This is a genomic window from Pantoea cypripedii, assembly GCF_011395035.1.
Taxonomy (GTDB): domain Bacteria; phylum Pseudomonadota; class Gammaproteobacteria; order Enterobacterales; family Enterobacteriaceae; genus Pantoea; species Pantoea cypripedii_A.
Genome location: NZ_CP024769.1, coordinates 1 through 24,764, shown reverse-complemented (window position 1 = coordinate 24,764; position 24,764 = coordinate 1). Strand labels below are relative to the sequence as shown.

Genomic DNA, 24,764 nt, shown 5'->3' with positions numbered 1-24,764 from the left:
GTGGGTTAATCTAAATCCCGCCCATTGCTGGCGATGACTTTTTTATACCACCAGAACGATTTCTTGCGCGTGCGATTCAGGGTGCCTTGCCCGTGGTCATCGCGGTCAACGTAGACAAAGCCATAGCGTTTGCTCATTTCACCGGTGGAGGCGGCAACCAGGTCAATGCATCCCCAGGTGGTATAGCCAATGACCGGGATACCATCATCAATCGCCTGCGCCAGCGCATAGATATGTTCTTTGAGATAGCTGATACGGTAATCATCATTGATTTTGCCGTCAGCGGTGATTTCATCACGCGCCCCCAGCCCGTTTTCTACCAGAAACAGTGGTTTCTGATAACGGTCATACAGGGTATTCATGGTGATGCGCAGACCGAGCGGGTCAATGCCCCATCCCCAGTCGCTGCGTTTAATGTGCGGATTGGTCAGCGATTTCACCACGTTCGCGGCGCTGCTGTTTTGCTCATTCATCTCCGCTGAGGCACAGCGCGAGGCGTAATAGCTGAAGGAGACAAAATCCACGGTATTTTTCAGGATTTCGCTATCGCCTTCCTCCATCTCGATCTGCACACCTTTCTCGCGGAACACCCGTTTGGAATAGGAAGGGTAGGCTCCCCGCGCCTGAACATCGATAAAGAACAGGTTTTCACGATCTTTTTCCAGCGCCGCCCAGACATCTTCCGGCTTGCTCGACCACGGATAGAAGTTGCCACCCGCCAGCATACAACCGACCTGGTTTTCCGGGTTGACCTCATGGGCAATCCGCGTCACCAACGCGCTGGCGACCAGTTCATGGTGCACCGCCTGGTACTTCACCTGTTCAGGATTTTCCCCACTTTCGAACACCAGCCCGGCACCGGAAAAGGAGCTATGCAGCAGGATATTGATCTCATTGAATGTCAGCCAGTACTTCACCAGGCCATCAAAGGCTTCAAAGCAGGTGCGTGCGTAGCGGGCAAAGAACTCAATCATTTTACGATTGCGCCAGGAGCCGTACTCGGTTACCAGATGCATCGGGACATCAAAATGGCACAGGGTCACCAGCGGTTCGATGCCGTATTTTTTGCATTCGCTGAAAACATCGCGGTAAAAGGCGATGCCCGCGGGATTGGGTTGCAACTCATCGCCATTTGGATAGAGGCGGCTCCACGCGATGGAAGTACGAAAAACGGTAAAACCCATCTCAGCCATCAGCGCGATATCTTCTTTGTAGCGATGATAGAAATCGATAGCGTTATGGCTGGGATAATATTCGTCATCGCGTAAGGTAAAACGCTTTTCAAGACCAAGCTTGACCGGCATGCGGTACTGACCATGTGGGATCATATCAACGGTGGTGAGTCCCTTACCGCCTTCCAGGTAGCCCCCTTCAGACTGATTGGCGGCCAAAGCGCCGCCCCATAAAAATCCTGCTGGAAATGTCAGTTCAGACATGAATAGCCTCAGTTAATTGGCGTTTACGGGTTTGACGATATCAGGTGCCGTTGCCGGGGCGGCAGCGGTGGTTTTTTCCACCGGAATGTCTTCGAAGCCCAGCATCAGGGTCAAAATGAACGAGAGCACCACGGACAGCACCATCACGGCACCGACCCAGACAATGCTCATCGGATTATTGGGGTCAAAAAACTGCACGCTGGTGAACAAGCCGGGCGAGGCCATGGAATGGCTGGCAAGGCCGCCAATCCCGGCCACTGCGCCACAGATAAAACCGCTGATCAGGCTGGCGATCAGCGGACGTTTCAGACGTACTGCCACCCCATACAGGGCCGGTTCAGAGATACCGGCGACAATCGCTGACGCGGCGGCAGCCAGCGCGGTCTGGCGCAGCTCCGGGTTTTTGGTTTTGAAAGCGACTGCCAGTGAGGAACCGCCCAAAGAGAGATTCGCGCCGATTTCCGACGGCATCACCATCCCTTCTTTCCCGGTTTCGGCGATGGTCTGGATGATGGTCGGGGTGAACACCCGGTGCATGCCCGTCATCACCAGCAACGGCCAGAGCGCACCCATAATGGCAACCGACAGCCAGCCTAGATAACCGTGGATGGTATAAACCAGCGCGGAGATGCCGCTGCCAATCCAGATACCCAGCGGGCCAATCAGCACAATGGCGATCGGTGCGGCAATCAATACAATCAGCATCGGTTTAAGGAAATTTTTGGTCACCGCCGGGGTGATGCGATCGACGATGCGTTCGATATGCGACAGGATCCACGTCATCACCAGCGCCGGAATGACCGTGTAAGTGTATTTAACGGCGGTCACCGGAATATAGGCAAATTCAACATGTTGTCCCTGTGCCGCTTTGGCCATCAGGTCAATAAAATTGGGGTGAATCAACACCCCGGCGATAGCAATCGCCAGCGACATATTGGTTTTGAACTTCAGCGCGGCGGAGGCAGCCACCATCACCGGCAGGAAGAAGAACGCCCCATCGCCAATCACGTTAAGGATCACCAGCGTTGACGACCCTTCGGCGAACACACCGAACATATTCAGCACCATGGCGAGCAGCTTAACCATCGACCCGCCAATGATGGCAGGAATCAGGGGGGACATGGTGCCCACCAGCGCGTCAAGGATGCCTGCGCCGATACTTTTCAGCGTGATTTTTCGTTTCACTGATGTTGCGGCGGCGCTTGCTCCTGGCGTACCGAGCTTTAACACTTCCTGATATGCAAGATTGACGTTATTGCCGATGATCACCTGGCATTGCTCATCGTTATGCACCACACCCATCACGCCGGGGATGGCCTTCAATACTGGGTTGTTGATTTGATTACCGTCTTTGACCACAAAGCGCAGGCGGGTCATGCAATGGGTCACAGCTTCGATATTTTCCAGCCCACCTAACGCCTGGACAATAGAGCGGGAGACTTCGGCATAATTCTTCGACATGGATTCTTCGTCTCTTATCAAAAGGTCACTTTCTGGCCGGTCGCGCATTTGTTGTAGGGACAGAGGCGACACGATGTTGCACACCAGGGAAAAGCGTTTGCTCAATTTCTCGCCATGAGAAACCGGTTTCACAAAATAATGAAATTGTATTTTTAACCTGGCAAGACATTTAAAATTTGATTTATGACATTGTGAACTGAATCACTTAATGACGTTTGCGTGTAAAAGACGGACATGCGAAAAATTTCCCAATCAATGAGCATGTTAGGTAGACTGCGAAACGTCTTGAATAAGATGAGAAAACGATGACGACCATTCTGGAAGTGGCTGAAAAAGCCGGTGTGTCAAAAGCCACGGTGTCACGCGTGTTGTCGGGGAACGGCTATGTCAGCCAGGAAAAGCGCGAACGGGTGCTGCAGGCGATTGCCGAGACGGATTTTCGCCCCAATCTGCTGGCACGCAATCTGGCGGTTAAATCGACCCAGACCATCGGCCTGGTGATCACCAATACCCTGTACAGCGGCAGCTACTTTAGCGAGCTGATGTCCCATTCTGCACGCCTGCTGGAACAGCAGGATCGTCAGTTAATCCTCGCTGACGGTAAACACAGCGCGGCGGAGGAGCGGGCGGCCATTCGGTTTTTGCTGGATTTGCGTTGTGATGGCATCATCATTTATCCACGTTTTCTCTCCATCGATGAGATGGATGACATCATTTCTCAGCATAAACAACCGATTCTGGTGATCAATCGTCGCCTGCGGCAGCACCATAGCTTTTGCATCTATTCCGATCAGAAAGCCAACTGTATGCAGGCGGTGAACCAGCTGGTGGCGCTCGGGCATCGTGATATCGCCTTTATCACCGGGTCACTCGATTCTCCCACCGGGCTGGAACGCCTGTCAGGTTATAAAGCGGCGCTGGGTGAACATCAGATACCGGTACAGGATGCGCTGATTATCCCCGGCAAATGGAATGCGCAAAGTGGGATGGCGGCGGTGGAAACCTTGCTGACGCGTGGATGCCGCTTTACTGCCATTGTTGCCAGCAATGATGAAATGGCCGTAGGTGCCATGAAACAGCTTGCGGCGGCCAACATTGCCATTCCGGGGCAGGTTTCCGTGGTGGGGTTCGATGATATTCCGCTGGCCCCTTACACCATCCCGTCCTTATCCAGTATGAAAATCCCGGTGACGGAAATGGTGCAGCAAACCATCGAACAGCTGGTTTCGATGCTGGATGGTGGAGAAATCGGCCAGCGCAAAAGTTTCAATGCCAGCCTGGTGATGCGCGAATCAGTTGGACCTGCCCCTGAACATTAATTTTCGCTACGGTTCCGTGCGGTTATTGGCCTGGTCGGCATAAATGCCGACCCTACTATTGTAGGGTGCGCATTCATGCGCACTTGGGCAGGCCTTATCCACCTGACTCAATCACTTCGCACTCTGAGCTGCCGTCGATTTAGTAACTTGCATTTTGCAAGTTACTATGGAAATCTGTGCGCATTAAGACCTTATCTGAGTCAGAACCATGAAAAACGAACCGCTTTGTCAGACCCCATGTCCCATTGCACGCAGCCTCGGGAGGATTGGCGACAGCTGGAGCATGATGATCCTGCGTGACGCCTTTGCCGGATTTACCCGTTTTGATGAGTTCCAGAAAAGCATCGACATCGCCCCCAACATTCTCTCCCGTCGCCTGAAAGAATTGGTGGAAGATGGCCTGCTGGAAAAGGTGTGCTATAGCAGCACACCGCCACGCTACGAATATCATCTCACTGCTTTGGGGCGGGATTTCCGGCCAGTGATACTGGCGCTGGCCGAATGGGGAAGTCGCAATTTCTCTCCGGAAGGACGTCAGATGCAGCTGGTGGAGATCGCCACCCAACGTCCTGTGCAGGCCATTATGGTGGATAGCGTGACAGGCGAGCCGATCACGCCAGATAAATACAGCATGATCCCCGCCCCGGCAGCGGCACCTATCCTTCACTATCGCCACGAGTATTTGCAGAAAAAACGCGCGGGTGAGACGGCACTGAAGTTTATGCCGCAGACGCAAAAAGGCGAACAGCAATGAACAAACGCGTGGTAATTCCGGTGGTGGCCGTCGCAGCGGTGGTGCTGGCAGCCGGTTACGGCCTGTGGTGGTGGCAATCAGGTCGCTTTATCGAGTCAACGGATGATGCCTATGTTGGCGGCGATATTAGCGCCATCTCCGCCAAAGTGGCGGGTTACGTGCAGGATATTGCGGTGCAAGACAACATGCGGGTGAAAAAGGGCGAGCTGCTGGTGCGGCTCGACGCGCGTGATTATCAGGCCGCTCTAATGCAGGCCAGCGGTGAGGTGGATGCGCAACAGGCCGCGCTGGCCGATATCGCCGCCACGCGTGAATTGCAGCTGGCAACCATTGTCGGGTCTTCTGCGGCGCTGAGCGCCGCTCAGGCGGTGACGGAGAAAACCGCCGGAGACAGCCGACGTTATGGTGCGCTGGCACTGAATTCTATTGTCTCGGCGCAGACCCGCGAATATGCACAGGCCGATTATCACCAGGCGGTGGCCCAGGAAGGTAAGGCCCGCGCCGACAAAAACGTCGCCGTGCGTCAGTTGATGGTGCTGGATGCCCGTGAGAAGCAGACACAGGCGGCGCTGGTTCAGGCGCAGGCGGGGCTGGATATGGCAAAACTCAACCTGAGTTATACCGAAATCCGTGCGCCTTTTGACGGCGTGATCGGTAACCGGCGTGCCTGGTCAGGGGCTTATGTCACCAGTGGGACTCAGTTGCTGTCGCTGGTGCCTGCGCAGGGATTATGGGTGGATGCCAATTTCAAAGAGAACCAGCTGGCACATTTACAGGCGGGGCAAAAGGCGCAGATCGTTGCCGATGTGCTGCCGGGGCGTACATTTACCGGCCATGTTGTCAGCCTGTCCCCGGCTACCGGTTCGCGTTTCAGTATCCTGCCAGCGGAAAATGCCACCGGCAATTTCACCAAAATTGTTCAGCGTGTACCGGTGCGTATCGCGCTGGAGGGGGATGCGGCAAATCTCGGTCTGCTGCGGCCAGGGTTGTCCGTCACGGTAACGGTTGATGAGAAGCCATTGCCATGAGCAACCAGACAACGCTGCCTGCCATCCCCACGTTGCAGATGCCGGTCAGCAAAAAGGTGATCGCCTTTGCCACCATGTGTCTGGGGATGTTTATCGCCTTGCTGGATATTCAAATCGTCTCCGCGTCGTTACGGGATATCGGCGGGGGCTTGTCGGCAGGGGATGATGAAACCGTCTGGGTGCAGACCAGCTATCTGATTGCGGAGATCATCATCATCCCGCTTTCCGGCTGGCTGGCAAGGGTGATGTCCACCCGCTGGTTATTCGCTGCCTCAGCGGCGGGTTTTACTCTGATGAGCGTGCTATGCGGCTGGGCGTGGAATATTCAAAGCATGATTGCCTTCCGCGCGTTGCAGGGGCTGGCGGGTGGTTCGATGATTCCGCTGGTGTTCACCACGGCGTTCGCGTTCTTTCAGGGAAAACAGCGGGTGATCGCTGCCGCCACTATCGGCGGTCTGGCATCGCTGGCTCCTACCCTTGGCCCTACCGTCGGAGGCTGGATCACCGAGAATTTCAACTGGCACTGGCTGTTCTTTATCAACATCCTGCCAGGCATTTACATCACGCTGGCGGTGCCTGCGCTGGTGAAGATTGATTCGCCGGATACCTCGTTGCTGCGCGGTGCCGATTATCTCAGCATTGTCCTGCTGGCGGTGTCGCTGGGGTGTCTCGAATACACGCTGGAGGAGGGACCGCGCTGGGGCTGGTTTGATGATAGCACCCTGACCCTCACCGGCTGGCTGGCGCTGATTTGCGGGGTACTGTTTGTTGTGCGCACGCTGCGTCATAAGCAACCGGTGATGGATTTATACGCGTTAAAAGACCGTACCTTTACCCTTGGTTGTTATTTTTCCTTTATGGCCGGGGTCGGCATTTTTTCCACCATCTATCTGACGCCCCTGTTTCTCGGCACGGTGCGCGGCTATAGCGCATTGCAAATTGGGCTGGCGATCTTTTATACCGGCCTGTTTCAGGTTCTTTCTATCCCGCTGTATTCCTGGTTAGCCAATCGGGTTGATTTGCGCTGGCTGCTGGCCGCCGGGCTGATTGCTTTTGGCGTGTCGATGTACAGCTTTGTGCCTATCACCCACGACTGGGGCGCGGAACAACTCCTGTTGCCGCAAGCCTTTCGCGGCATGGCCCAGCAGTTCGCTGTGGCTCCGACGGTGACGCTCACCCTTGGCAGCCTGCCGCCGCCACGTCTCAAACTGGCATCCGGGTTGTTTAATCTGATGCGCAATCTGGGAGGCGCCATCGGCATCGCGCTGTGCGGCACTATACTTAATGATCGAACAAACCTGCATTACAGTCGCCTGGCGGACCATCTCAATAGCGCCAGTCTGTCGCTGGGCGAGTTTATGCAATCTTCCACCGCAGCACTGATACGACAGGGCTTCAGCCCCGATGCTGCACAGACCGCCGCACTGAAGAACCTTGCGGCACTTACGCTCCGCGAAGCCAAAACTCAGGCTTTCGCGGACGCTTTCTGGCTAATCATGATCGGGTTTTTTATCGCCGCCTTGCTGGTGCCGTTTATGAAAGTGCCAAAAACTTAAATCTCACTATCTGGAGATCATATGGATATCTCATTAAAGCGCATCGTCGTGACCGGCATGGGTATTGTCAGCCCGCTGGGATGTGGCGTGGAACATGTCTGGCGCGCTCTGGTGAAAGGGCAATCCGGCATCAGCCCATTGCCGGAAGACACCGCGCAGGACATTCCCTGCAAAGTGGCAGGCCAGGTGCCTTCCATTGAGCAGGACCCGCAGCACGGCTTCGATCCACTGGCCGTCATTCCGGCCAAAGAACGTAAAAAAATGGATCGCTTTATCGAGTTTGCGCTGGTTGCTGCCCAGCAAGCTCTGACTCAGGCCAACTGGTTTCCGCAACTGGAGGCACTGCGTGAGCGTACCGCAACCATCATTGCTACCGGTATCGGCGGCTTTAACGAAATCGCGGCGGCAGTAGAAACCACCAACACGCGTGGTCCGCGCCGCTTGTCACCGTTTACGGTGCCCTCGTTTTTAGCCAATCTGGCGGCCGGTCATGTTTCAATTACGCATGGTTTTCGCGGTCCGCTTGGTGCGCCGGTCACTGCCTGTGCCGCCGGTGCACAGGCGATTGGTGATGCCGCGCGCCTGATTCGCAGTGGTGAGGCGGATATTGCCTTGTGTGGCGGGAGCGAGGCAGCGATTCATCGCGTTAGCCTTGGCGGTTTTGCTGCGGCGAAAGCGCTTTCCAGTGGTTTTAACCATCAGCCCACCAGCGCCTCGCGTCCTTTTGATCAGCAGCGTGATGGTTTTGTGATGGGGGAGGGAGCGGGATTGCTGGTGATTGAATCGCTGGAGCATGCGCTGGAGAGGGGTGCCACGCCGCTGGCGGAGGTGGTGGGCTATGGCACCAGTGCAGATGCGTATCATCTCACGGCCGGACCCGAAGATGGCAGTGGCGCACGCCGGGCGATGGAGACGGCCATTCGCCAGGCGGGGATCACGCCGGGCGATGGAGACGGCCATTCGCCAGGCGGGGATCACGCCAGCCGATATCCAGCATATCAATGCGCACGCCACGTCGACTCAGGTTGGTGACAAAGGTGAGCTGGCGGCGATCCGTGCAGTTTTTGCCGACAATCCAGTGGCAATCTCTTCGACCAAATCGGCTACCGGGCATTTGCTGGGGGCAGCAGGCGGGGTTGAGGCGATTTTCAGCATTCTGGCGCTGCGTGACCAACTGGCTCCGCCGACGCTTAATTTGCATCAGCCCGACGAAGCGGCCGCAGGTCTTGATTTGGTAGCATTGACGGCTCGCCCGATGCCGATAGACTACGTGCTTTCCAATGGATTTGGCTTTGGTGGCGTGAATGCCAGCCTGATTTTCCGGCGCTGGCAGGGATAAATCATAAACCTCGCGCGATAAATCGCACCGCTACAGTCGGCGGTGTGATGACTCGCGCATTTTTGTGCGCCATGCAATAAACAATTCCGTAATTCCTCCGATAACTCCAGCAGCAAACTAAACAAGAATGATAAACGCAGGAGTGGGAAACATGGGATTGGTATCGCGATTGCGGAATGTACGCATCACCAGAAAACTCTCGGCAGGATTTGGCATCGTGCTGCTGCTGGTGGCGCTGGCCACCGGGCTGAGTGTGCAGCGCTTTAATGAAATCCATAATATCTATCAGAAAACCAACCTGATTTATGACATCAACATTGAGGTCTTCCAGGCGAAAATTAACCGCCTCAAATATCTCTATGGTGATGACCAGTCGGGTGCGGTGATGGCGAAGTATGTCACTCACGCGCAGCAACTCACCGATGAAGCCAAAAAGCTTAGTTGGTCAGATGGCGGTACGGAAATCATCCGTAATATCAGTGCTTATCTGGGGGATTTTCAGCAGCGTATTGGCGCGATGACCCAGGCGACACAACAGCTCAATAGCCTGCGCGCGCAGCTCGATAGCATCAGCCAGCAGGACACCACCTCGCGCTACACCCAGTTGATCCGCACCCCGGTGACGACGCCGGAACTCACCAACCAAATCTACGACCAGTTATTTGCCATCAGCAACGTGCGCGAAGAAGCGCTGGCGTTGCGTTTTAACGTCAGTGAGCCGCTGCGCAAAACGCTGGAAACCCATTTCAGCCAGGCGGAACAAGGAATGAAAGCGCTGCTGGCGCAATTACCGCCGGAACAGCAGGGCGGATTTAACGCGCTGTGGCAGGATACCGAACGTTTTAAAGATCTCAGCCTGCAGGCTGCTCAGGCTTATACGCAGCTGCGCAGCGCGGAAGACGGTGTGAAAGTCGCGGGAGATAAAAGCAGTGCGGCAATCAAACAGATCATCACCATCGTTAAGACTCGTAATGATGAACTGGCTAACGGTTCTTCAACGCTTTCGTTGCTGATTGGCGGGCTGGCGATTCTGTTTGGCGTGCTGGTCGCCTGGTACATCATCCGTCAGATTACCCAGCCGGTATTTCATAACCTTGAGCTGGCGGAGCGCATTGCCAGTGGCGATCTTAGCTCGCAGTTTGCCACCGATCGTCGTGATGAGCTTGGCAAACTGACGTCGGCGATGGGGAGAATGAATGAACGGTTACGCAGCATGATTGGTGATGTGCTGAGCAGCGTCAACAGCGTGTCGCAGGCGGCCAGCGCCATCAATCAGGGCAACCTTGACCTGTCATCGCGTACCGAGCAGCAGGCGGCGGCCGTGGTAGAAACGGCCGCCAGTATGGAGCAGCTCACGGCGACGGTGAAAAATAATGCCGAAAACGCCCGCCAGGCCAGCCAGATTGCTGCTGAGGCCACCCGCAACGCCAATCAGGGCGGTGTCGCGGTGCGTGATGTGGTGAGTACCATGGGCGAGATTTCGGAAAGTTCGAAGAAAATCGCCGATATCACCGCAGTGATTAACAGCATCGCCTTCCAGACTAACATCCTGGCGCTGAACGCCGCTGTCGAAGCCGCGCGAGCCGGTGAGCAGGGGCGTGGTTTTGCCGTGGTAGCGAGTGAAGTGCGTAACTTATCGCAGCGTAGCTCGCAGGCGGCTAAAGACATCGAGCAGTTGATCAGTGAATCAGTCAGCCGCATCAGCAACGGTCATCAGCAGGTCGCGCGGGCGGGTGAAACCATGGATCACATCCTCAGCAGCATTGCGCGTGTGAATGAGATCATGGAAGAGATCTCGGCAGCATCGGACGAACAAAGCCGTGGCATTGAACAGATTGCCCGCGCGGTGGGTGAACTGGATACCACCACGCAGCAGAATGCGTCTCTGGTAAGCGCCTCATCGGTCTCCGCTAACTCGCTGGAAGAACAAGCGGTTATGCTGGAACGTCTGGTAGCGCAGTTCCGTTTGCAAGGTGTTGCCCGCTAAAGAACAACGCGCCGTAAGCCAGATCAATGGCTTGCGGTGCTTGTTTTCCCTCCAGAGTGTTAAAAATTTATTCTGTTACTAATGTACAAGGGAAAAAATCTGAAAAAATCCGTTCGGGGTCGTGCTTTTCCGATAAACTGGATTTCTTGACGATCTGATATTTCCCCGTGAATGAATTACTACTCACCCGATGATAATCACCTGAAGCGACGTTCTGTACGCTTCGTCCGTCGCATGTTCCTGATGCGCCAACTTGGCACGATCCTGTGTTTCTTCCCGATCCTCTCGGTTCTGATGGAAATGAATCGCGGCCTGGCATTCTGTGGTTTGTTATTTATCAACGCCTTTATCTGGCCCTGGATCGCCTATCGCCTCGCGTTACGGGCAGAAGATTCCACCGCGACGGAGAGACGGAATCTGACCCTGGACGCCGCCTTTGGTGGCATCTGGGTGGCGCTGATGGGGATGAGTCCGATGCCGTCGTTTGTCATCATGGCGGTGCTGGCTTCAGACCGCTATGCCGCAGGCGGAGGCGCACAGCTGCTGGCGGCGCTGCAGGCGTTCTTTTGCACCTTTATGGTGGTGTGGCTGGTCGATGGTACGGGCTTCCATCTGGCGTTCAGTCGCCAGACAGTCTGGCTGACTTTGCCGCTGGCGACGATATATATGCTGGCGTTGAGTGTGGCTTCCTACAACCTGACCTGGCAATTGCGCAAACGGAACCGCGAACTGGAGCGCATCGCGCTGATGGATCCGGGGCTGGAAATCCCCAATCGGCGCTTGTTTGAACGGCGTCTGGAGAGTGAGTTCCTCAGCACACGCCGGGGTGACAGTTCCGCCTATCTATTGCTGATCGATGTCGATAATTTTAAGGCGGTCAACGATACCTGGGGCCATGAAGCCGGTGACTTTTTGCTGGCTGAAATCTCGGCGTTGTTGCGCAACTATGTCGGGATACAGGATATTCCGGCCCGCTTTGGCGGCGATGAACTTGGGGTGATTGTGCATCACGCTTGTGATGAATCGGTGGTGGCACTGGCGGAACGTTTGAAGGAAAAGATTGCGCAGTTACGTTTGCCAGCGTCAGCCGATTTTAGTTGCTCGGTCAGCATTGGCATTGCCGCTGCCGCCAATGCGGAATCGCTCGGCTATTGGTTACGCCATGCAGATGAAGCTTTGTATCAGGTGAAACGCGCCGGACGTAACGGGGTGCGCTTGTGGCAACCCGCGCTGGCTGGCGCGGCATGAAACTTAATCGAACTGCGGTTCGCAGTTCACCGGAAAGTTAAAGGAGTTAGCAACATAGCAGGCTTCATGGGCCTGATGATGCAACTCCCGCGCACGGTCGGCATCCGCCGGGTTGCGCAAGGTAATGCGCGGTTTTAGGGTGATTTGTGTGAACCGACCGCGCGTGCCTTCCACCATTGTCCCCTCCGCTGCATCCTCATAGCCCTCGACAATAATTCCGGCATCAGCGCACAGATGCAGATACCACAACTTATGACAGGCAGAGGCCGCCGCCAGCAGCAGCTCCTCCGGGTTCCAGCGCGTGGCATCGCCACGAAAGGCAGGATCGGCACTCAGCGGCAGGGTTGGCTTGCCGTTTGCCAGTAACTCACCATTGCGATCATAAGCGGTGTAACTGGCAGTGCCGTCACCGCGATTGCCGGTCCAGCGAACTGTCACCTGATAATGATGTTCCCGTGCTGCCATCGTTGCTGCTCCTTTTGTTGTATTGGCGCGTATTATCTGAATGATTAGCTGTTTTTAAAGTAACGCATAACCATTTTAAAAATAAGGAAAATAATTATGGAGTATATGAACAGGACCGAAATTAGTGTGAAGAAAGTTACAGGGTCAGATTCACTTTCATAGGTATCAGTAAGCAGATAACTAAAGTGATCATACGACCATGTCACAATTGACTGTGTCAGGTTGCTCAGGGGCATTTGATACATTGAAAGTATGAACGCCAGCACCGCACACACGACAAAAATGGCAATGTTCTTAGCGAAATTTACAGTTTTCAAAATCACTTTCCCCTCTCACATCCACTCTGCCATATACCGATAGTTCCAGACTTCCCCGCCGAATGAGGGTTTTCATTCTCGCTAACATGCAGCGGCGAACAAGCTGAAAGTCAGTTGGTCTGACAAAAGTAATGCATCCCTGGCTGATTCCTGAGCCATCGGGTCTTACCGGGTGAAGACGAAAACTACCACGTGCTACACCATTTATGAAAACTCTGTCGCTCATTGTCGAATCACTGAATAGCCCGAACCACTCATCATGTCTGTTGCCTGAAACGCTGTCCCATATCGCAGCTCTTGCCTGGTTTGCAAAGCTGCCCAGGGGACGGTCAACTATCCAGTATTTTCCGACCGGAATAGCGCTGTTTTTAATGAATGCGCAGTTTGGATAGTTAGTGTAAGGTTTTTCACCGCTAAACACTGGAAAGGTTCCCACCCCATAGACGTGTAATTTAGCCTCACCACCACCTTTAGTCAGGTCGTCGTAATTCATTCGCATTATCTGCATGTTATTCCCTTAAACAGAATTACTGGAGAGGGGGAGCATACTCCTGGGTGATGTACAGTAACACCTGGTAATTAATCAGGTGTATTGAACTGTTTGGCGACGCGGGGTACAACCTGCGGGAAATGTCCGTCGCGGCGCGACGACGCCGTGGGGCGTTTTACCGATTTTGCGGGAGATTTTCGGCGGTGACAATCCTAAGTTCTACGCTGCCATCCTGATATAAATCAGGCTGGTAGCCTTGTTCCAGATGGCGCAGCAGTAGCTGTGTGGCAAGCTCGGGATGCTGGCGCGCGTTCTGATCGAGGGTATAGGCCAGCACATCTTCCTGTAATAACCGGTGCGTCACATCATAAAGCTCATGAGTAATATAGCAGCAGCGACCGGCCAGACCATGTTGCCGCAGCAGTTCGCTGATATCGCTATTGCTATCGCCGGAATTATATAAGCCGACCACATTGGTTGATTGCTGCAATGTCTGATGCAGCAAGGTACGTATTTTGTGGCGCTCATCTTCACCGGCCAGCACTTCACGCAGACGCAGCCAGGGGGCGCGCTGGCTGATGGCATCGCGGAAACCGGAAATACGTTGAATATGGGCGCGGAAATCAAAACGCCCACTGACCATAATAACGTCACCTTCCGTTGGCATACTGCGGCTCATTAATAAACCGGCGGTGCGTCCGGCCTGATATTGATTTATTCCCACGTGGCACAAACGATAAGATTCGGGTAAGTCAGTGGCGAGTGAAATAACCGGAACTGATTTTAGCTGGCAATCCAGTAATGCCTGATGAATAACCGGATAATCGTGACCAAAGACGATAATACCGTCGCGTAATTCACTACTTATTTTTATCTTTTCTGCCAGTTTTTCCGGTTGTGATTCAGCCACCAGCGTGCGAAATAATTTAATTTTGCGATAGCCAAGTCGATCGGCGATATGGGCGAATTCTTCAGCCAACTGACGGAAAAACCAGGTGTTGTTGCTGCTTAAAAAAACTTCAACCTGCCTCGGCTGCTGAGATTCCTCCGGCAGCAGACGTTGTAAACCCGCCTGACGTGCGGCACGCAATACTTTGCGTGCTGTCTCGGGCTTGACCCCGCCCCGCTCATTTAACACCCTGTCGACGGTCGCGATCCCAACCCCGGCCAGTTCGGCCACCTTAATCAGGGTGAGTTTTTTCATTTTTTCCTCAGGACACCAGTATAAAAATCGTGCCGTATCATTCGGCAGCAAAGTTTGCTTTCTTCATCACAGCAGGGCTTATTTTTTCGTCGTATTATGCTCAGGCGATTGCCGCTTGCAAGCCCCGGAATGTTGCGAAACAAAAACGCACTGTACAACCGATCGCAACCAGAATTAAAAAAAATCCATGATGGAAAACCATCAAGAAAACCCTTTCAAAATGCAGGGTGAGAAATTAACCTTTGCATCGTTGTTAAATTTTATTTAATTCCTTGATTTGAATGTAAAGCTTCTTACCTCGTTGTTATTCTGATTATTAAACGCCCAAAGGGCACGTCTGTATTTAATTTATACAGTTTTTCTTTATGGCATGTTTATCGCCAGGCTAAAACACGTCTGTTATTTAGCCCGGTTTGCAATGTGACAAATTCATTGGCAGGGAAAATATGAAACGCAGAGAATTTCTCACTTCCATTACCGCATTGGGAGTGGCGTCCTCGATCCCCACGCTGGCGCAGGCTGAAGTCGTCAATGGCGGGCAGCCTTGGCAACCCGGCAAAGTACAAACGCCACCCGCCCCACCAAGAACAGGGGGGCTGCAATATCTCACGCAACACGAATTCGACACCGTGGGTGCCATAGCCGAGCGCTTTATTCCCGCTGACGACCTGAGCATCAGTGGCAAAGAAGCAGGCTGCGCCATTTTTATTGATCGCCAGCTGGCCGGTGATTACGGTCACGCGGTCGCGGTCTATCGTCTTGGTCGCTTTGTGAAAGGCACCCCGGAGCAGGGCCCTCAGTCACCCCTGACCCCCGCGCAGCGCTATCGTCTCGGCATCGCGGCACTCGATACCGCGACACAAAAACAGTTCGGCAAAACCTTTGTGGCGCTGAATGGCGAGCAACAGGACGCGATATTACAGGCGATGGAGAGCAACAAACTGGATCTCGGCGAACAGGTAGAAACCAGGGTGTTCTTCGAACTGCTACTGCAAAACGTCCGTGAAGGTTTCCTGTCTGATCCGATCTACGGCGGCAATAAAGATATGGCCAGCTGGAAGATGATTGGTTTCCCCGGCGCGCGCTATGACTTCCGTGACCTGCTGGCGAAGAAAGGGCAAAAGCTCAACATCATTCCTACCAGCCTGATTGATAACACCCTTTAATTCCCGCAATAACGAGTTCTGAACATGAATAATGTCCGTCCAAAAGCTGATGTCGTCATCGTCGGTCTGGGTTGGTGTGGCTCTTTGATCGCCGAAGAACTGACCCGTGCTGGTTTGAATGTCGTTGCCATTGAACGTGGCCCGTGGTTTGAAACCGCGACTGACTTTCCCCCCTCGATTGATACCGATGAACTGCGCTGGGATACCCGTCGCAGCATGCTACTGCCGCCTGCGGTGGAAACCACCACTTTCCGTAACAATCGCACCCAGACAGCGCTGCCGTCACGTGAGTGGAACCTCAACGAGCTGGGCTATAACGTTGGCGGGTCCGGAACCCACTGGGCCGGGATGGCCTGGCGCTTCACCCCGTTCGATTTTGAACCCTATACACAGACCGTTACTCGCTATGGCAAAAAACAGATCGCCGAAGGGCTGATTTTGCAGGACTGGGGCGTCACCTATGACGAGCTGGAACCTTTCTATGATCGTTTCGAGAAGATTGCCGGGGTGTCGGGCAAAGCGGGCAAGCTGAAGGGTGAAATCATTCCTGATGGCAACCCGTTCGAGGGCAATCGCAGCAGCGAATATCCGTTGCCTGCGCTGGAAAGCATGCGTCTGACCGATTTATTCCGTGATGGTGCGAAGAAGCTGGGCCTGAATCCGTTTATGGTGCCCGCCGGACAGGCTTCGCGTGCTTACGTCAATCCGCTGGGCGTGCGTATGGGACCCTGCACCTATTGTGGCTACTGCCTGTACTACGGCTGTGGCAACTTCTCCAAATCCAGCCCCAACGCCTGTGTGATCCCGGCATTGATGCAACGTGAAAACTTCACCGTGCTGACGGATTCTGCGGTGGTGCGCGTCAATAAAGCCGCTGATGGTAAAACGGCCACCGGCGTGACCTATATCGATAAAAATAAGAAAGAGTGGGAACAACCGGCGGATATCGTGATTTTGTCGGCATTCCAGATGCAAAACGTGCGGCTGTTGCTGCTGTCGCAAATTGGTAAACCTTACGATCCGGTGAGCAAAACCGGTGTGGTGGGACGCGCCTACAGTTTCCAGACCGTGTCCGGTGCCAGTCTGTTTTTTGCGGATGAGAACCTTAACCAGTACATCGGTGCCGGTGCGCTGTCGCAGCAGGTTGACGATTATAACGGCGACAACTTCGACCACACCGGCCTCGGCTTTATCGGCGGGGCTGGCATTCTGGTGGTTGCGCGTGGCGCGCGGCCGATTGGTAACGCCGATGCCTTGCCGCCAGGTACGCCGCGCTGGGGTAAAGAGTGGAAACAGGCCTATACCCATGCGTTCCAGAACGCCACCTTTATCTTCGGTCAGGGCACCAGCTACTCACACGAAGATTACTATCTCGATCTCGACCCGGAATACAAAGATGACAACGGCAATCCACTGCTGCGCGTCACCTATGACTACAACGACAACGATCGTCGTTCTGCGAAGTTCATCGAAGAGAAAAGCGTCGAAATTGGTAAAGCGATGGGTGCAAAACAGGTGATTGGCACCAACTCGGCGTCGGGTAGCTATTCCCCTTATAACTTCGCCAGCGATCACACCATTGGTGGTGCGGTGATGGGCACCGATCCCAAAACCAGCGTTTTGAACCGTTATCAGCAGAGCTGGGATGTACATAACCTGTTTGTGCTCGGGGCATCGTCCTTTCCCAACAACGCAGGTTACAACCCCACCGGCACCATTGGTGCCCTCAGTCTGTGGACGGCGAAAGCCATTCTTGAGCAGTACCGGAAAAACCCTGGCCCGCTGGTGAAGGTGTGACATGAAAAAAACAACGATTGCAGGTGGCGTGGTCATTGTGGCCGCCGCCGTGGCTGCGGCCTTGCTGTGGCAAAACGGGAACACGTCTGCGGATGACGTCGCCAGTCAGAATGTGCTGACCAGCCAGCCACCCGGCGCTGATGATGCTGCGGCGGTGGTTCGTGGCCGCTATGTCGCGATTGCCAGCGACTGTACCGCGTGCCACACCATGCCGGACAGCAAATTGCATCTGGCCGGAGGTTATTCGATCAGTACGCCATTTGGTGGTATCTACGCCAGCAACATCACACCGGATGTGGAAACCGGGATTGGCAGCTGGACCGAGCAGGACTTTTTCCGCGCGGTACGCCACGGTAAAGGCAAGCAGGGTGAGAATCTCTATCCGGCCATGCCCTACAACGCCTACGTTAAGCTGACCGATCAGGATATGCACGATCTGTGGATGTATATGCGTTCGGTACAACCGGTGCACTATCAGGTGCCGGAAACCAACCTCGGCTTTCCGTATAACATCCGTCTGGCGATGATGGGATGGAATCTGCTGTTCTTTAAAAACGCCGGTTTTCAGTCAGATCCGAATCATTCCGCTGAGTGGAATCGCGGAGCGTATCTGGTGGAAGGGCCGGAACACTGCGCCGCATGCCATACTGCGAAAAACCTGATTGGCGGTGATACCAGCGATTATTTGCAGGGCAGCAACCTGGCGGAGTGGCACGCACCAGATATCACGCCGAATGATTACACCGGCATCGGTGGCTGGAGCAACGACCAAATTGTGCAGTACCTGAAACTGGGCAGTAACCATGTCGCGGTGGCGTCTGGTCCGATGGCTGAAGCGGTGACCAACTCGACTCAGCATCTGACCGATAAGGATTTGCAGGCAATTGCGGTGTATCTCAAGTCAGTACCAGCTTCAGGTGCGCAGCGCCCGCAACCGTTGTCTGCGGATAATGCGCAGATGAAGATGGGTGAAAATGTCTATGCGGCGAACTGTAGCGCCTGTCACAACAGCGACGGCAAAGGTATACCGCAGCTGGCGGCCAGCCTGGCCGGTAATCCGGGACTGATGGCGGAGGATGCCTCATCTATCATCACCACTGTGTTACAGGGTGGTCGCGGGGCTGTCACTGCAGGTAACCCAACCAGCGGTGCCATGCCGTCCTTTGCCTGGAAGCTTTCGGATGCACAGGTAGCGGCGGTAGCGACTTATCTGCGTAACAGCTGGGGAAATGCGGCACCCGCTGTGACCACTGACGACGTGGCGAAACAGCGCACGTCACTGAAGCTGCCTGCGCAAATGGCAGAACATTAAGCGTTAAACCTGCGCGATAAAGCGTGCTGCGGGGTGGTAGCAGCGCGATTTATCGCGTTTTTGTGTGCATTCTGTACAACTCATCACAATACGGTGTCGAATAGTCACCCGTACCGAAAGACATATTCTTCAGGAAAGTTGTATCGGAAATACAGGAAATCACAATTTTTTATAAAGTTAGCAGCTGTCTGATCCATTTATTAATTGAGATGTAATGATCTCTGGTTTTGCTTTAATTTGTACAAGGATAATATCCTTGTACAAATTAAATGGTCTGCTTGTATAAGATGGTGGGGAATATCCTGGTGTTTGTGGGAAAATAACTCTCCGATAGCATGTGAAATGTTTGTCAGGAAAGAATTTCCCACAAAAAGAAGAAATGAATATGGAGTATCCGGGTGTTTTCGTTACTTGCGGCGACTGATTTTTCCACCTTTTCGACCAGCTTCGATGGCGCGTTCCGGGTCGTTACGGAAGTTGCCACCACTCATCTGACCACCTTTGCGACCCGCTTCAGCCGCGCGCTGCTTGTCTTCTGCAAAGTTACCTGAACCACCACGACGTTGTGTCATTGTTTATTCCTCATCGATGTGTTTGGCGATTAACGGTACGCGCTTCTTTTACTTCATGAAGCAAGAGTAACTGTAGCGGTGATTTTAATTATGATGGTCCAGGAATAATCCTAAGTTTGCAATTTTGTCGGGTTTAAATTCTGCTGTGAAAATTGTTTTCGCTGATTTAGATAGCCATAAAATAATTTCCAGCCTAATGTTCTAATCGCCAATGTTTACCCGTTGGACTGCCTCCGGCGGTTCGCCTGGGACATGTTCTTTCAGCCAACACCACAACGCTTCGGTCTGCGAGGTTTTCGCGCAGGCGCGCGGCCAGACAAAGTAATATCCGTCTCCGGTTGCCACCGCCTGTGTAAACGGCAGCGCCAGTAATCCATCGCGCAGGGCATCCAGACTCAGTTTCAGGTCCCCGACTGAAATACCGTGGCCGCTGATTGCCGCCATATTGCCTTGTTCCAGGGTGTCGAACACCTTGCCCTGCCAGAGATTAGGGGCGGGTGTTTGCCCGGTGGCGTGCAACCAGCGCCGCCAGTCGCGACGGTCGGTGGTGGGATGAATTAACTCGCAGCTGGCAAGGTTTTGCTGCGCCTGCTGTTTGAGTGCCGGGGCGCACAAAGGAATCAGCCACTCTTCAAATAACAAGCGACTTTCAGTCTCAGGGCCAAAATCACCATTGCCGAGCAGGATGGCGCAATCAAAAGGCTCGCTGCTGAAATCGACACTGTCCGTTTCCATCCAGACGCTGGTGATTGCCACGAGTTGCGTTGAGTTTTGCTCACGATATGCCTGCAATACATTAAGCAACCAGCGCATGGTGAGCGTCGATGGAGCTTTCAGCCGCAGGGCTTTGCCCTGCTGACTGAAGGTGGCACAGGCACGTTCAAGGTTGTCGAATCCCTCCTGCAATTGCAGCGCCAGTATGCTGCCCGCCGGGCTGACTTCGACCTTTGGCCCGCGTCTTATAAACAGTTCACAGCCAAACGCCGTTTCCAGCGTTCGGATATGGCGGCTGATGGCACCGGGGGTAACATGCAGAACAGCAGCGGCCTGGCTGAAGGATCCAAGCCGGGCGGCACAAGCAAAGGCGCGCAGGGCATAGAGGGGAGGGAGTGACATGATGAATTTCTATATTGAGTAAAACTCACATTCAACGTGAGTTTTATCCGTTTTTCAACCGGGTCGGGCACGATAATACTGACAATCCCTTTTTCTTTGCAGCTATCGATCATGAATCTGGCATTGCTCAGTACCTATATGTTGACCATTCTCACCTTATTAGTGACGCCAGGCCCGGTGGTGGCTCTGGTAACCGGAACTGCCGCGCGTCATGGCATGCGGCGCGCCTTTGCCACGGTGATTGGCGCACATGGGGCGTCGCTGGTGCTGATTGGACTGGCGACTCTGATGCTGGTGGGATTGGTGTCGATTGATGCGCTAAGTTTACGTATCGCGGCGCTGGCAGGGTGCGGTTATATCGGCTTTAGCGCATGGCGGGGATTGAGAACATCTGCGTTACCCTCGGGCGAGCAAAAAGTGATGCCGGGCGGGGTGCGTCAGGGTTTTTTGGTTGGCGTCGCGAATCCAAAAGATATTCTGTTTTTCGCCGCGCTGTTTCCCCAGTTCATCTCCATCACACCGCATGTGGGCAGCAGTTTGCTGGTGCTGGCATTGGTATGGATGCTGTTCGATTTCAGCGTGATGACCTGTTACATCCTTGTGGTTCGCCGCTGGGTCGCGGGCAAACAGCAGCGGCGGCTGGAGATGTTATCTCAATGTTTTCTGCTGCTGGTTGCCCTGGCAGGCGCGGGGTACAACCTGTGGGAAATGCTTTAAAGATCAATCACCAGATTACGTGACAAACTGCGAGAGCAGCACAGGGCGATATATTGCTCCGTGGCGTTTTTCTCGGCATTTGATTGTACCGTATCACGATGATCAGCCTGTCCTTCGGTTACGCGCGTCAGGCAGGCACCACACATGCCCATCTCGCAGGACAGCGAGACATCGACACCGTTTTCCAGCAACACCGTGGCAATGGTCTTGTCAGGCGGCACCGGCCATTGCTGACCGCTGGAGGCGAGGGTGATGGTAAAGCTTTCATCATCGCTATTAGCCGGAGCGGCAGTCAGAGGTTTAAAGGCTTCGGTATGGATATTCTCCTTATGCCAGCCGTGCTGCGCTGCTGTTGCGCACATATGGGCCATAAACCCTTCCGGACCGCACAGGTAGAGATGGGTATCTTCAGCGGGGTCCAGCAGCTCTGCCGGGGCATGATTGCGTGGACTGCGACCTTCGCTGCTGTGCCAGATTTCGCAGAAACCGTGCTGGAACGGTCTGGATAACTCCGACAAAAAGGCTTCGTCCCCCCTTTCCCTGACATAGTAGTGCAGCACAAAAGGTACGCCGGCGGCTTCAAGTGCCTGTGCCATGGCATACAGCGGGGTAATACCGATACCTGCCGCCATCAGAATCACTTTCCCTGCGGGAGTGAGCGGGAAAAGGTTACGTGGCGGAGAAATGTCTATGGCCTGGCCCGGGCGCAGAACATCGTGCACGTAGCGCGATCCACCGCGTGATTGCTTATCACGCGCAATGCAAATCTGGTAATGGTCGGTGTTTTCGCTCTTTCCGGTTAACGAATATTGTCGTACCAGACCCTCGCGGAAATGGACATCGATATGTGCTCCCGGTTGCCAGCATGGCAAAGGCTGACCATTTTCTGCCACCAGGTTAATCCCGAGGTTGTGTCGCCCCTGACGATAAATACCATCCACCACGACCCGTAAAACGTTGTTCATCATCGCCTCCATTACACCAGGAAAAACTCACCGAAGCCCATGCGTTTCAGGCCGCGACGATAGGCGATCGAGCTGCGATCTGCCGGGATGTGTGCCTCCAGCGTCAGGTCAAGCGGCAGGCGTTCTGGCATTTGGGTTTCCACCATCAGTCGGTCTTCCTCGAAAACGCGCTGGTTAAAGGCGTGGACATCTTCTACCGGAATGTGCAAATCAAAATTGCGGGCAATCGGGGCGAACATGCGGGTTTTACGTGCTGAAACCGGTGACGCCGCATTCATGATCACCAGTCGCGCCTCGCCGGGAAAATGGATGGTCAGCGTGGCGGTGAAGGGCAGGTGCATCTCAAAATGGCGCAGCCACTCGAAACCTTCCGGAGCCTGCTGGTCGCTGTCGGCAGCGAAGTTGCTCACGGAACTCCAGTAATCCACCGCGAAACCGTAATTGGTTTCGATGGGGTTATAAGGCGGTACGGTCTGGTTCTCCGGGTCGGCAAAGGTTTCGGTGTGCACCCAGGCGAAATGCGCCACGTCGAGAAAACCCTCCACCTGGCGACCGGCAAAACCGTTAACATCAAAACCCGGGCAGTTAATCTGCTGGAACCCGGCATCGTCCCAGTGCGGCATCACCGGCAGTGGAGCGGGGTTGTCAGCGTCCGGTGCCATGCACACCCAGATAAGCCCATAGCGTTCTTCCACCTGATAATTAATCAGATTGAGTTTGGCTGGGATCGGCTGGCCGGGGCTGGAAGGGATGCGGTTACAACGTCCACCTTCACCGAAGCGCAGGCCGTGATAAGGACAGACCACTCCTTCTTCATCATGAAAACCGAGTGTCAGTGGTACACCGCGGTGCGGACACACATCGCGTGCCACCACCACCTGACCTTTGATGCGATACACCACCAGCTGCTCATCCAGCAGCACCGCTTTGGTGGGTGCACCGACGATGTCACAGGAACGCGCTACCGGGTGCCATTGGCTTGCGAGACGCAACCAGTCATCAGGTTCAAACGTGCAGTGGGCGGGTGGGGTGATGGTGTTCATAGCGATGTCCTGTCGGTTGCTCACATTAAAAGACTTCATTTTTGTCTGGTCATTGTTGATAATTATCCCTGTACAAATCCATCAGCATTAATTCAATTATGTGTTGCAAAAATTAGTACAGGTGAAACATGAGTCCATTTTCGCGATTCGCGGTTTATTTTGCCGAGGTGGCACGCAGCGGCAGCCTGCGCAAAGCGGCGGAGAAGTTGCATGTATCGGCATCTGCCATCAACCGGCAGATTTTGCAGGCAGAAGAAGGTTTTGGTACGCCGTTGTTTGAGCGTCTGCCGGATGGTCTGCGCATGACGACCGCCGGTGAATTGTTGTATGACGATGTGATGCGCTGGCAGCGTGAATTTCGCGTCACCCGCCAGCGTTTTGATGATATTCAGGGACTGAAACGCGGCAATGTCAGTGCCGGTCTGGTGCAGGCGTTGACCAGAGGCAGCGTGGCCGATGCGCTGGCGGACATCGCCCGGCAACATCAGTGGCTGCGGCTGGAGCTGACGGTAGACAACAGCCATGCCATCAGCCAGTTAATCCGCCAGGCGGAAATTGATTTTGGCCTGATTTTCGATCCCGCCGGACAAAGCGGACTGGAAGTGCTGGCGTTTGCCGAGCTGGAGATGGGGATAGTGCTGCCGCCACAGCATGCACTGAGTGGACGGGCATCGTTGTCGCTCAGTGAACTGAGTGGTGAACGTCATATCATCCCCGGCGAATCGCTGGTGGTGCATGAACGTGTCGCCGCGTTGTATCGCAAGCAGGGGCTGGAGCCGGATAATATCATCGCCTGCAACGATATTCGGCTGATCCGCAGCCTGATTGCCCAGGGCACTGGTATCTGCGTGTTAAGTCGGCTGGATGTGATGAGTGAAGTGGAAGAAAAGCAGTTGAACTTTGTGCCGCTAAAAAACAGCGTATTGCGCCCCCTGACGCTGGCGCTGTGTACTGCACCTTCCCGCCAGCTGTCGCGTGCGGCACAACGGGTGATTCAGCGGATCACCGAAGTGATTGATGAGATGACGCCGCCCGGTGGCTGAGCGGCAGTGGGTGTGGTGCCGTCTTTAGTTGAACCACGTTGCATCATGATACCGGTTTGCACCGTAATGCCGACCAGGTCAATAACTATACGGGGCCGTAGATACTCTGTCTCGCGTCAAGTATTTACGGATGCCTGTCACTAAAAAGCTTCGCTGCATCAAAGTCCTGACCGTGTTTTATGCAACTCCATAAGCCGGTCAGGTATTTTCTCATGATGGCGCATATCGCCTGGATTTTTTTCCTGCCCCTCGCCACTAACGCCGTGTAAAACGCATTGGCCCGTGGTTCATGGTGCGCCGCACTCAGCGCCGCCATATACATTGCCCTGCGCAGGTGACCGTTCCCTGCCTTACCCAGACGCCCCGGCCGGTTTACGCTGCTCCCTGACTGGCTCTGCTTAACGTGTAGTCCCGCATGGCGACTCACCT

General features: G+C 54.3%; 21 protein-coding genes and 1 pseudogene. 12 read left to right on the top strand and 10 right to left on the bottom strand.

Annotation, left to right across the window (positions count from 1 at the left end):
• Positions 1 to 5: 5 nt before the first annotated feature.
• Together CUN67_RS20485 and ascF are read right to left on the bottom strand one after the other, a co-directional pair.
• Positions 6 to 1,436, bottom strand: a complete 1,431-nt coding sequence (locus tag CUN67_RS20485) for a 6-phospho-beta-glucosidase (RefSeq protein WP_208717303.1) — start codon at positions 1,434 to 1,436, stop codon at positions 6 to 8.
• Between the two features lie 12 nt (positions 1,437 to 1,448).
• Positions 1,449 to 2,897: a PTS cellobiose/arbutin/salicin transporter subunit IIBC gene (gene ascF, locus CUN67_RS20480; RefSeq protein ID WP_208717302.1), complete on the bottom strand. Its 1,449-nt coding sequence runs from the start codon at positions 2,895 to 2,897 to the stop codon at positions 1,449 to 1,451.
• A gap of 305 nt (positions 2,898 to 3,202) precedes the next feature.
• On the opposite strand from ascF, the gene CUN67_RS20475 reads away from it, so the two are divergent.
• The 7 genes and pseudogenes from CUN67_RS20475 to CUN67_RS20445 all read left to right on the top strand — a co-directional run bounded on the left by CUN67_RS20475 (position 3,203) and on the right by CUN67_RS20445 (position 12,128).
• Positions 3,203 to 4,216: a LacI family DNA-binding transcriptional regulator gene (locus CUN67_RS20475; protein ID WP_208717301.1), complete on the top strand. Its 1,014-nt coding sequence runs from the start codon at positions 3,203 to 3,205 to the stop codon at positions 4,214 to 4,216.
• Positions 4,217 to 4,424: 208 nt separating this feature from the next.
• Positions 4,425 to 4,970, top strand: a complete 546-nt coding sequence (locus CUN67_RS20470; RefSeq protein WP_208717300.1) for a winged helix-turn-helix transcriptional regulator — start codon at positions 4,425 to 4,427, stop codon at positions 4,968 to 4,970.
• Positions 4,967 to 5,998, top strand: coding sequence for an HlyD family secretion protein (locus CUN67_RS20465; RefSeq protein WP_208717299.1), 1,032 nt, complete (start codon positions 4,967 to 4,969; stop codon positions 5,996 to 5,998). Before CUN67_RS20470 ends, CUN67_RS20465 begins: the two co-directional genes overlap by 4 nt.
• The gene (locus CUN67_RS20460) at positions 5,995 to 7,554 is read left to right on the top strand and encodes a DHA2 family efflux MFS transporter permease subunit (RefSeq protein WP_208717298.1); all 1,560 of its coding nucleotides are present in this window, start codon (positions 5,995 to 5,997) and stop codon (positions 7,552 to 7,554) included. The genes CUN67_RS20465 and CUN67_RS20460 overlap by 4 nt, the downstream gene beginning before the upstream one ends.
• Positions 7,555 to 7,575: 21 nt before the next feature.
• Positions 7,576 to 8,893: pseudogene (gene fabF / locus CUN67_RS20455) on the top strand (beta-ketoacyl-ACP synthase II).
• A gap of 151 nt (positions 8,894 to 9,044) precedes the next feature.
• A complete protein-coding gene (locus CUN67_RS20450; RefSeq protein WP_208717297.1) occupies positions 9,045 to 10,880 on the top strand; it encodes a methyl-accepting chemotaxis protein in 1,836 nt (611 codons plus the stop codon).
• 171 nt (positions 10,881 to 11,051) lie between these two features.
• A complete protein-coding gene (locus tag CUN67_RS20445) occupies positions 11,052 to 12,128 on the top strand; it encodes a diguanylate cyclase (protein ID WP_208717296.1) in 1,077 nt (358 codons plus the stop codon).
• 3 nt (positions 12,129 to 12,131) lie between these two features.
• On the opposite strand, the gene CUN67_RS20440 is transcribed toward CUN67_RS20445, so the two are convergent.
• The 3 genes from CUN67_RS20440 to CUN67_RS20430 all read right to left on the bottom strand — a co-directional run bounded on the left by CUN67_RS20440 (position 12,132) and on the right by CUN67_RS20430 (position 14,604).
• The gene (locus CUN67_RS20440) at positions 12,132 to 12,593 is read right to left on the bottom strand and encodes an OsmC family protein (protein ID WP_208717295.1); all 462 of its coding nucleotides are present in this window, start codon (positions 12,591 to 12,593) and stop codon (positions 12,132 to 12,134) included.
• Positions 12,594 to 12,887: 294 nt separating this feature from the next.
• Positions 12,888 to 13,418, bottom strand: coding sequence for a DUF2778 domain-containing protein (locus CUN67_RS20435; protein WP_208717294.1), 531 nt, complete (start codon positions 13,416 to 13,418; stop codon positions 12,888 to 12,890).
• Between the two features lie 157 nt (positions 13,419 to 13,575).
• Entirely contained in the window at positions 13,576 to 14,604 is a 1,029-nt protein-coding gene (locus CUN67_RS20430; RefSeq protein ID WP_208717293.1) for a LacI family DNA-binding transcriptional regulator, read from the bottom strand.
• Between the two features lie 446 nt (positions 14,605 to 15,050).
• On the opposite strand from CUN67_RS20430, the gene CUN67_RS20425 reads away from it, so the two are divergent.
• From CUN67_RS20425 to CUN67_RS20415, 3 genes are read left to right on the top strand one after another with little or no spacing between them, the layout of a single operon-like run.
• Positions 15,051 to 15,770 (top strand): gluconate 2-dehydrogenase subunit 3 family protein, encoded by a 720-nt coding sequence (locus CUN67_RS20425; protein ID WP_208717292.1) that lies wholly within the window; start codon positions 15,051 to 15,053, stop codon positions 15,768 to 15,770.
• 24 nt (positions 15,771 to 15,794) lie between these two features.
• Positions 15,795 to 17,567: a GMC family oxidoreductase gene (locus CUN67_RS20420; protein WP_208717291.1), complete on the top strand. Its 1,773-nt coding sequence runs from the start codon at positions 15,795 to 15,797 to the stop codon at positions 17,565 to 17,567.
• A 1-nt stretch (position 17,568) separates the two neighbouring features.
• A complete protein-coding gene (locus CUN67_RS20415) occupies positions 17,569 to 18,879 on the top strand; it encodes a c-type cytochrome (protein ID WP_208717290.1) in 1,311 nt (436 codons plus the stop codon).
• 407 nt (positions 18,880 to 19,286) lie between these two features.
• Here CUN67_RS20415 and CUN67_RS20410 read toward each other — a convergent pair whose 3' ends face one another.
• Together CUN67_RS20410 and CUN67_RS20405 are read right to left on the bottom strand one after the other, a co-directional pair.
• Entirely contained in the window at positions 19,287 to 19,451 is a 165-nt protein-coding gene (locus tag CUN67_RS20410) for a general stress protein (RefSeq protein WP_013511857.1), read from the bottom strand.
• Positions 19,452 to 19,652: 201 nt separating this feature from the next.
• Positions 19,653 to 20,567, bottom strand: a complete 915-nt coding sequence (locus CUN67_RS20405; RefSeq protein WP_208717289.1) for a LysR substrate-binding domain-containing protein — start codon at positions 20,565 to 20,567, stop codon at positions 19,653 to 19,655.
• 111 nt (positions 20,568 to 20,678) lie between these two features.
• On the opposite strand from CUN67_RS20405, the gene CUN67_RS20400 reads away from it, so the two are divergent.
• Positions 20,679 to 21,284, top strand: a complete 606-nt coding sequence (locus tag CUN67_RS20400; protein ID WP_208717288.1) for a LysE family translocator — start codon at positions 20,679 to 20,681, stop codon at positions 21,282 to 21,284.
• Here the strand turns inward: CUN67_RS20400 and CUN67_RS20395 are convergent.
• Positions 21,281 to 22,249: a PDR/VanB family oxidoreductase gene (locus CUN67_RS20395; RefSeq protein ID WP_208717838.1), complete on the bottom strand. Its 969-nt coding sequence runs from the start codon at positions 22,247 to 22,249 to the stop codon at positions 21,281 to 21,283. The genes CUN67_RS20400 and CUN67_RS20395 overlap by 4 nt on opposite strands.
• A gap of 11 nt (positions 22,250 to 22,260) precedes the next feature.
• Positions 22,261 to 23,292, bottom strand: coding sequence for an aromatic ring-hydroxylating oxygenase subunit alpha (gene hpxD, locus CUN67_RS20390; protein WP_208717287.1), 1,032 nt, complete (start codon positions 23,290 to 23,292; stop codon positions 22,261 to 22,263).
• Positions 23,293 to 23,420: 128 nt separating this feature from the next.
• Between hpxD and CUN67_RS20385 the strand changes: the two genes are divergently transcribed.
• Positions 23,421 to 24,335, top strand: coding sequence for a LysR family transcriptional regulator (locus CUN67_RS20385; protein WP_208717286.1), 915 nt, complete (start codon positions 23,421 to 23,423; stop codon positions 24,333 to 24,335).
• Positions 24,336 to 24,459: 124 nt separating this feature from the next.
• On the opposite strand, the gene CUN67_RS20380 is transcribed toward CUN67_RS20385, so the two are convergent.
• Positions 24,460 to 24,764 (bottom strand): transposase (locus CUN67_RS20380; RefSeq protein ID WP_208717285.1); only part of this gene is annotated, 305 nt, incomplete at its 5' end.

Coding starts and splice junctions, on each gene's coding strand:
- CUN67_RS20425 (WP_208717292.1), top strand. CDS start 15,051: ATGAAACGCAGAGAATTTCTCACTTCCATTACCGCATTGGGAGTGGCG.
- CUN67_RS20415 (WP_208717290.1), top strand. CDS start 17,569: ATGAAAAAAACAACGATTGCAGGTGGCGTGGTCATTGTGGCCGCCGCC.
- CUN67_RS20435 (WP_208717294.1), bottom strand. CDS start 13,418: ATGCAGATAATGCGAATGAATTACGACGACCTGACTAAAGGTGGTGGT.
- CUN67_RS20405 (WP_208717289.1), bottom strand. CDS start 20,567: ATGTCACTCCCTCCCCTCTATGCCCTGCGCGCCTTTGCTTGTGCCGCC.
- CUN67_RS20395 (WP_208717838.1), bottom strand. CDS start 22,249: ATGAACAACGTTTTACGGGTCGTGGTGGATGGTATTTATCGTCAGGGG.
- CUN67_RS20465 (WP_208717299.1), top strand. CDS start 4,967: ATGAACAAACGCGTGGTAATTCCGGTGGTGGCCGTCGCAGCGGTGGTG.
- hpxD (WP_208717287.1), bottom strand. CDS start 23,292: ATGAACACCATCACCCCACCCGCCCACTGCACGTTTGAACCTGATGAC.
- CUN67_RS20485 (WP_208717303.1), bottom strand. CDS start 1,436: ATGTCTGAACTGACATTTCCAGCAGGATTTTTATGGGGCGGCGCTTTG.
- ascF (WP_208717302.1), bottom strand. CDS start 2,897: ATGTCGAAGAATTATGCCGAAGTCTCCCGCTCTATTGTCCAGGCGTTA.
- CUN67_RS20385 (WP_208717286.1), top strand. CDS start 23,421: ATGAGTCCATTTTCGCGATTCGCGGTTTATTTTGCCGAGGTGGCACGC.
- CUN67_RS20475 (WP_208717301.1), top strand. CDS start 3,203: ATGACGACCATTCTGGAAGTGGCTGAAAAAGCCGGTGTGTCAAAAGCC.
- CUN67_RS20400 (WP_208717288.1), top strand. CDS start 20,679: ATGAATCTGGCATTGCTCAGTACCTATATGTTGACCATTCTCACCTTA.
- CUN67_RS20460 (WP_208717298.1), top strand. CDS start 5,995: ATGAGCAACCAGACAACGCTGCCTGCCATCCCCACGTTGCAGATGCCG.
- CUN67_RS20440 (WP_208717295.1), bottom strand. CDS start 12,593: ATGGCAGCACGGGAACATCATTATCAGGTGACAGTTCGCTGGACCGGC.
- CUN67_RS20410 (WP_013511857.1), bottom strand. CDS start 19,451: ATGACACAACGTCGTGGTGGTTCAGGTAACTTTGCAGAAGACAAGCAG.
- CUN67_RS20445 (WP_208717296.1), top strand. CDS start 11,052: ATGAATTACTACTCACCCGATGATAATCACCTGAAGCGACGTTCTGTA.
- CUN67_RS20420 (WP_208717291.1), top strand. CDS start 15,795: ATGAATAATGTCCGTCCAAAAGCTGATGTCGTCATCGTCGGTCTGGGT.
- CUN67_RS20450 (WP_208717297.1), top strand. CDS start 9,045: ATGGGATTGGTATCGCGATTGCGGAATGTACGCATCACCAGAAAACTC.
- CUN67_RS20470 (WP_208717300.1), top strand. CDS start 4,425: ATGAAAAACGAACCGCTTTGTCAGACCCCATGTCCCATTGCACGCAGC.
- CUN67_RS20430 (WP_208717293.1), bottom strand. CDS start 14,604: ATGAAAAAACTCACCCTGATTAAGGTGGCCGAACTGGCCGGGGTTGGG.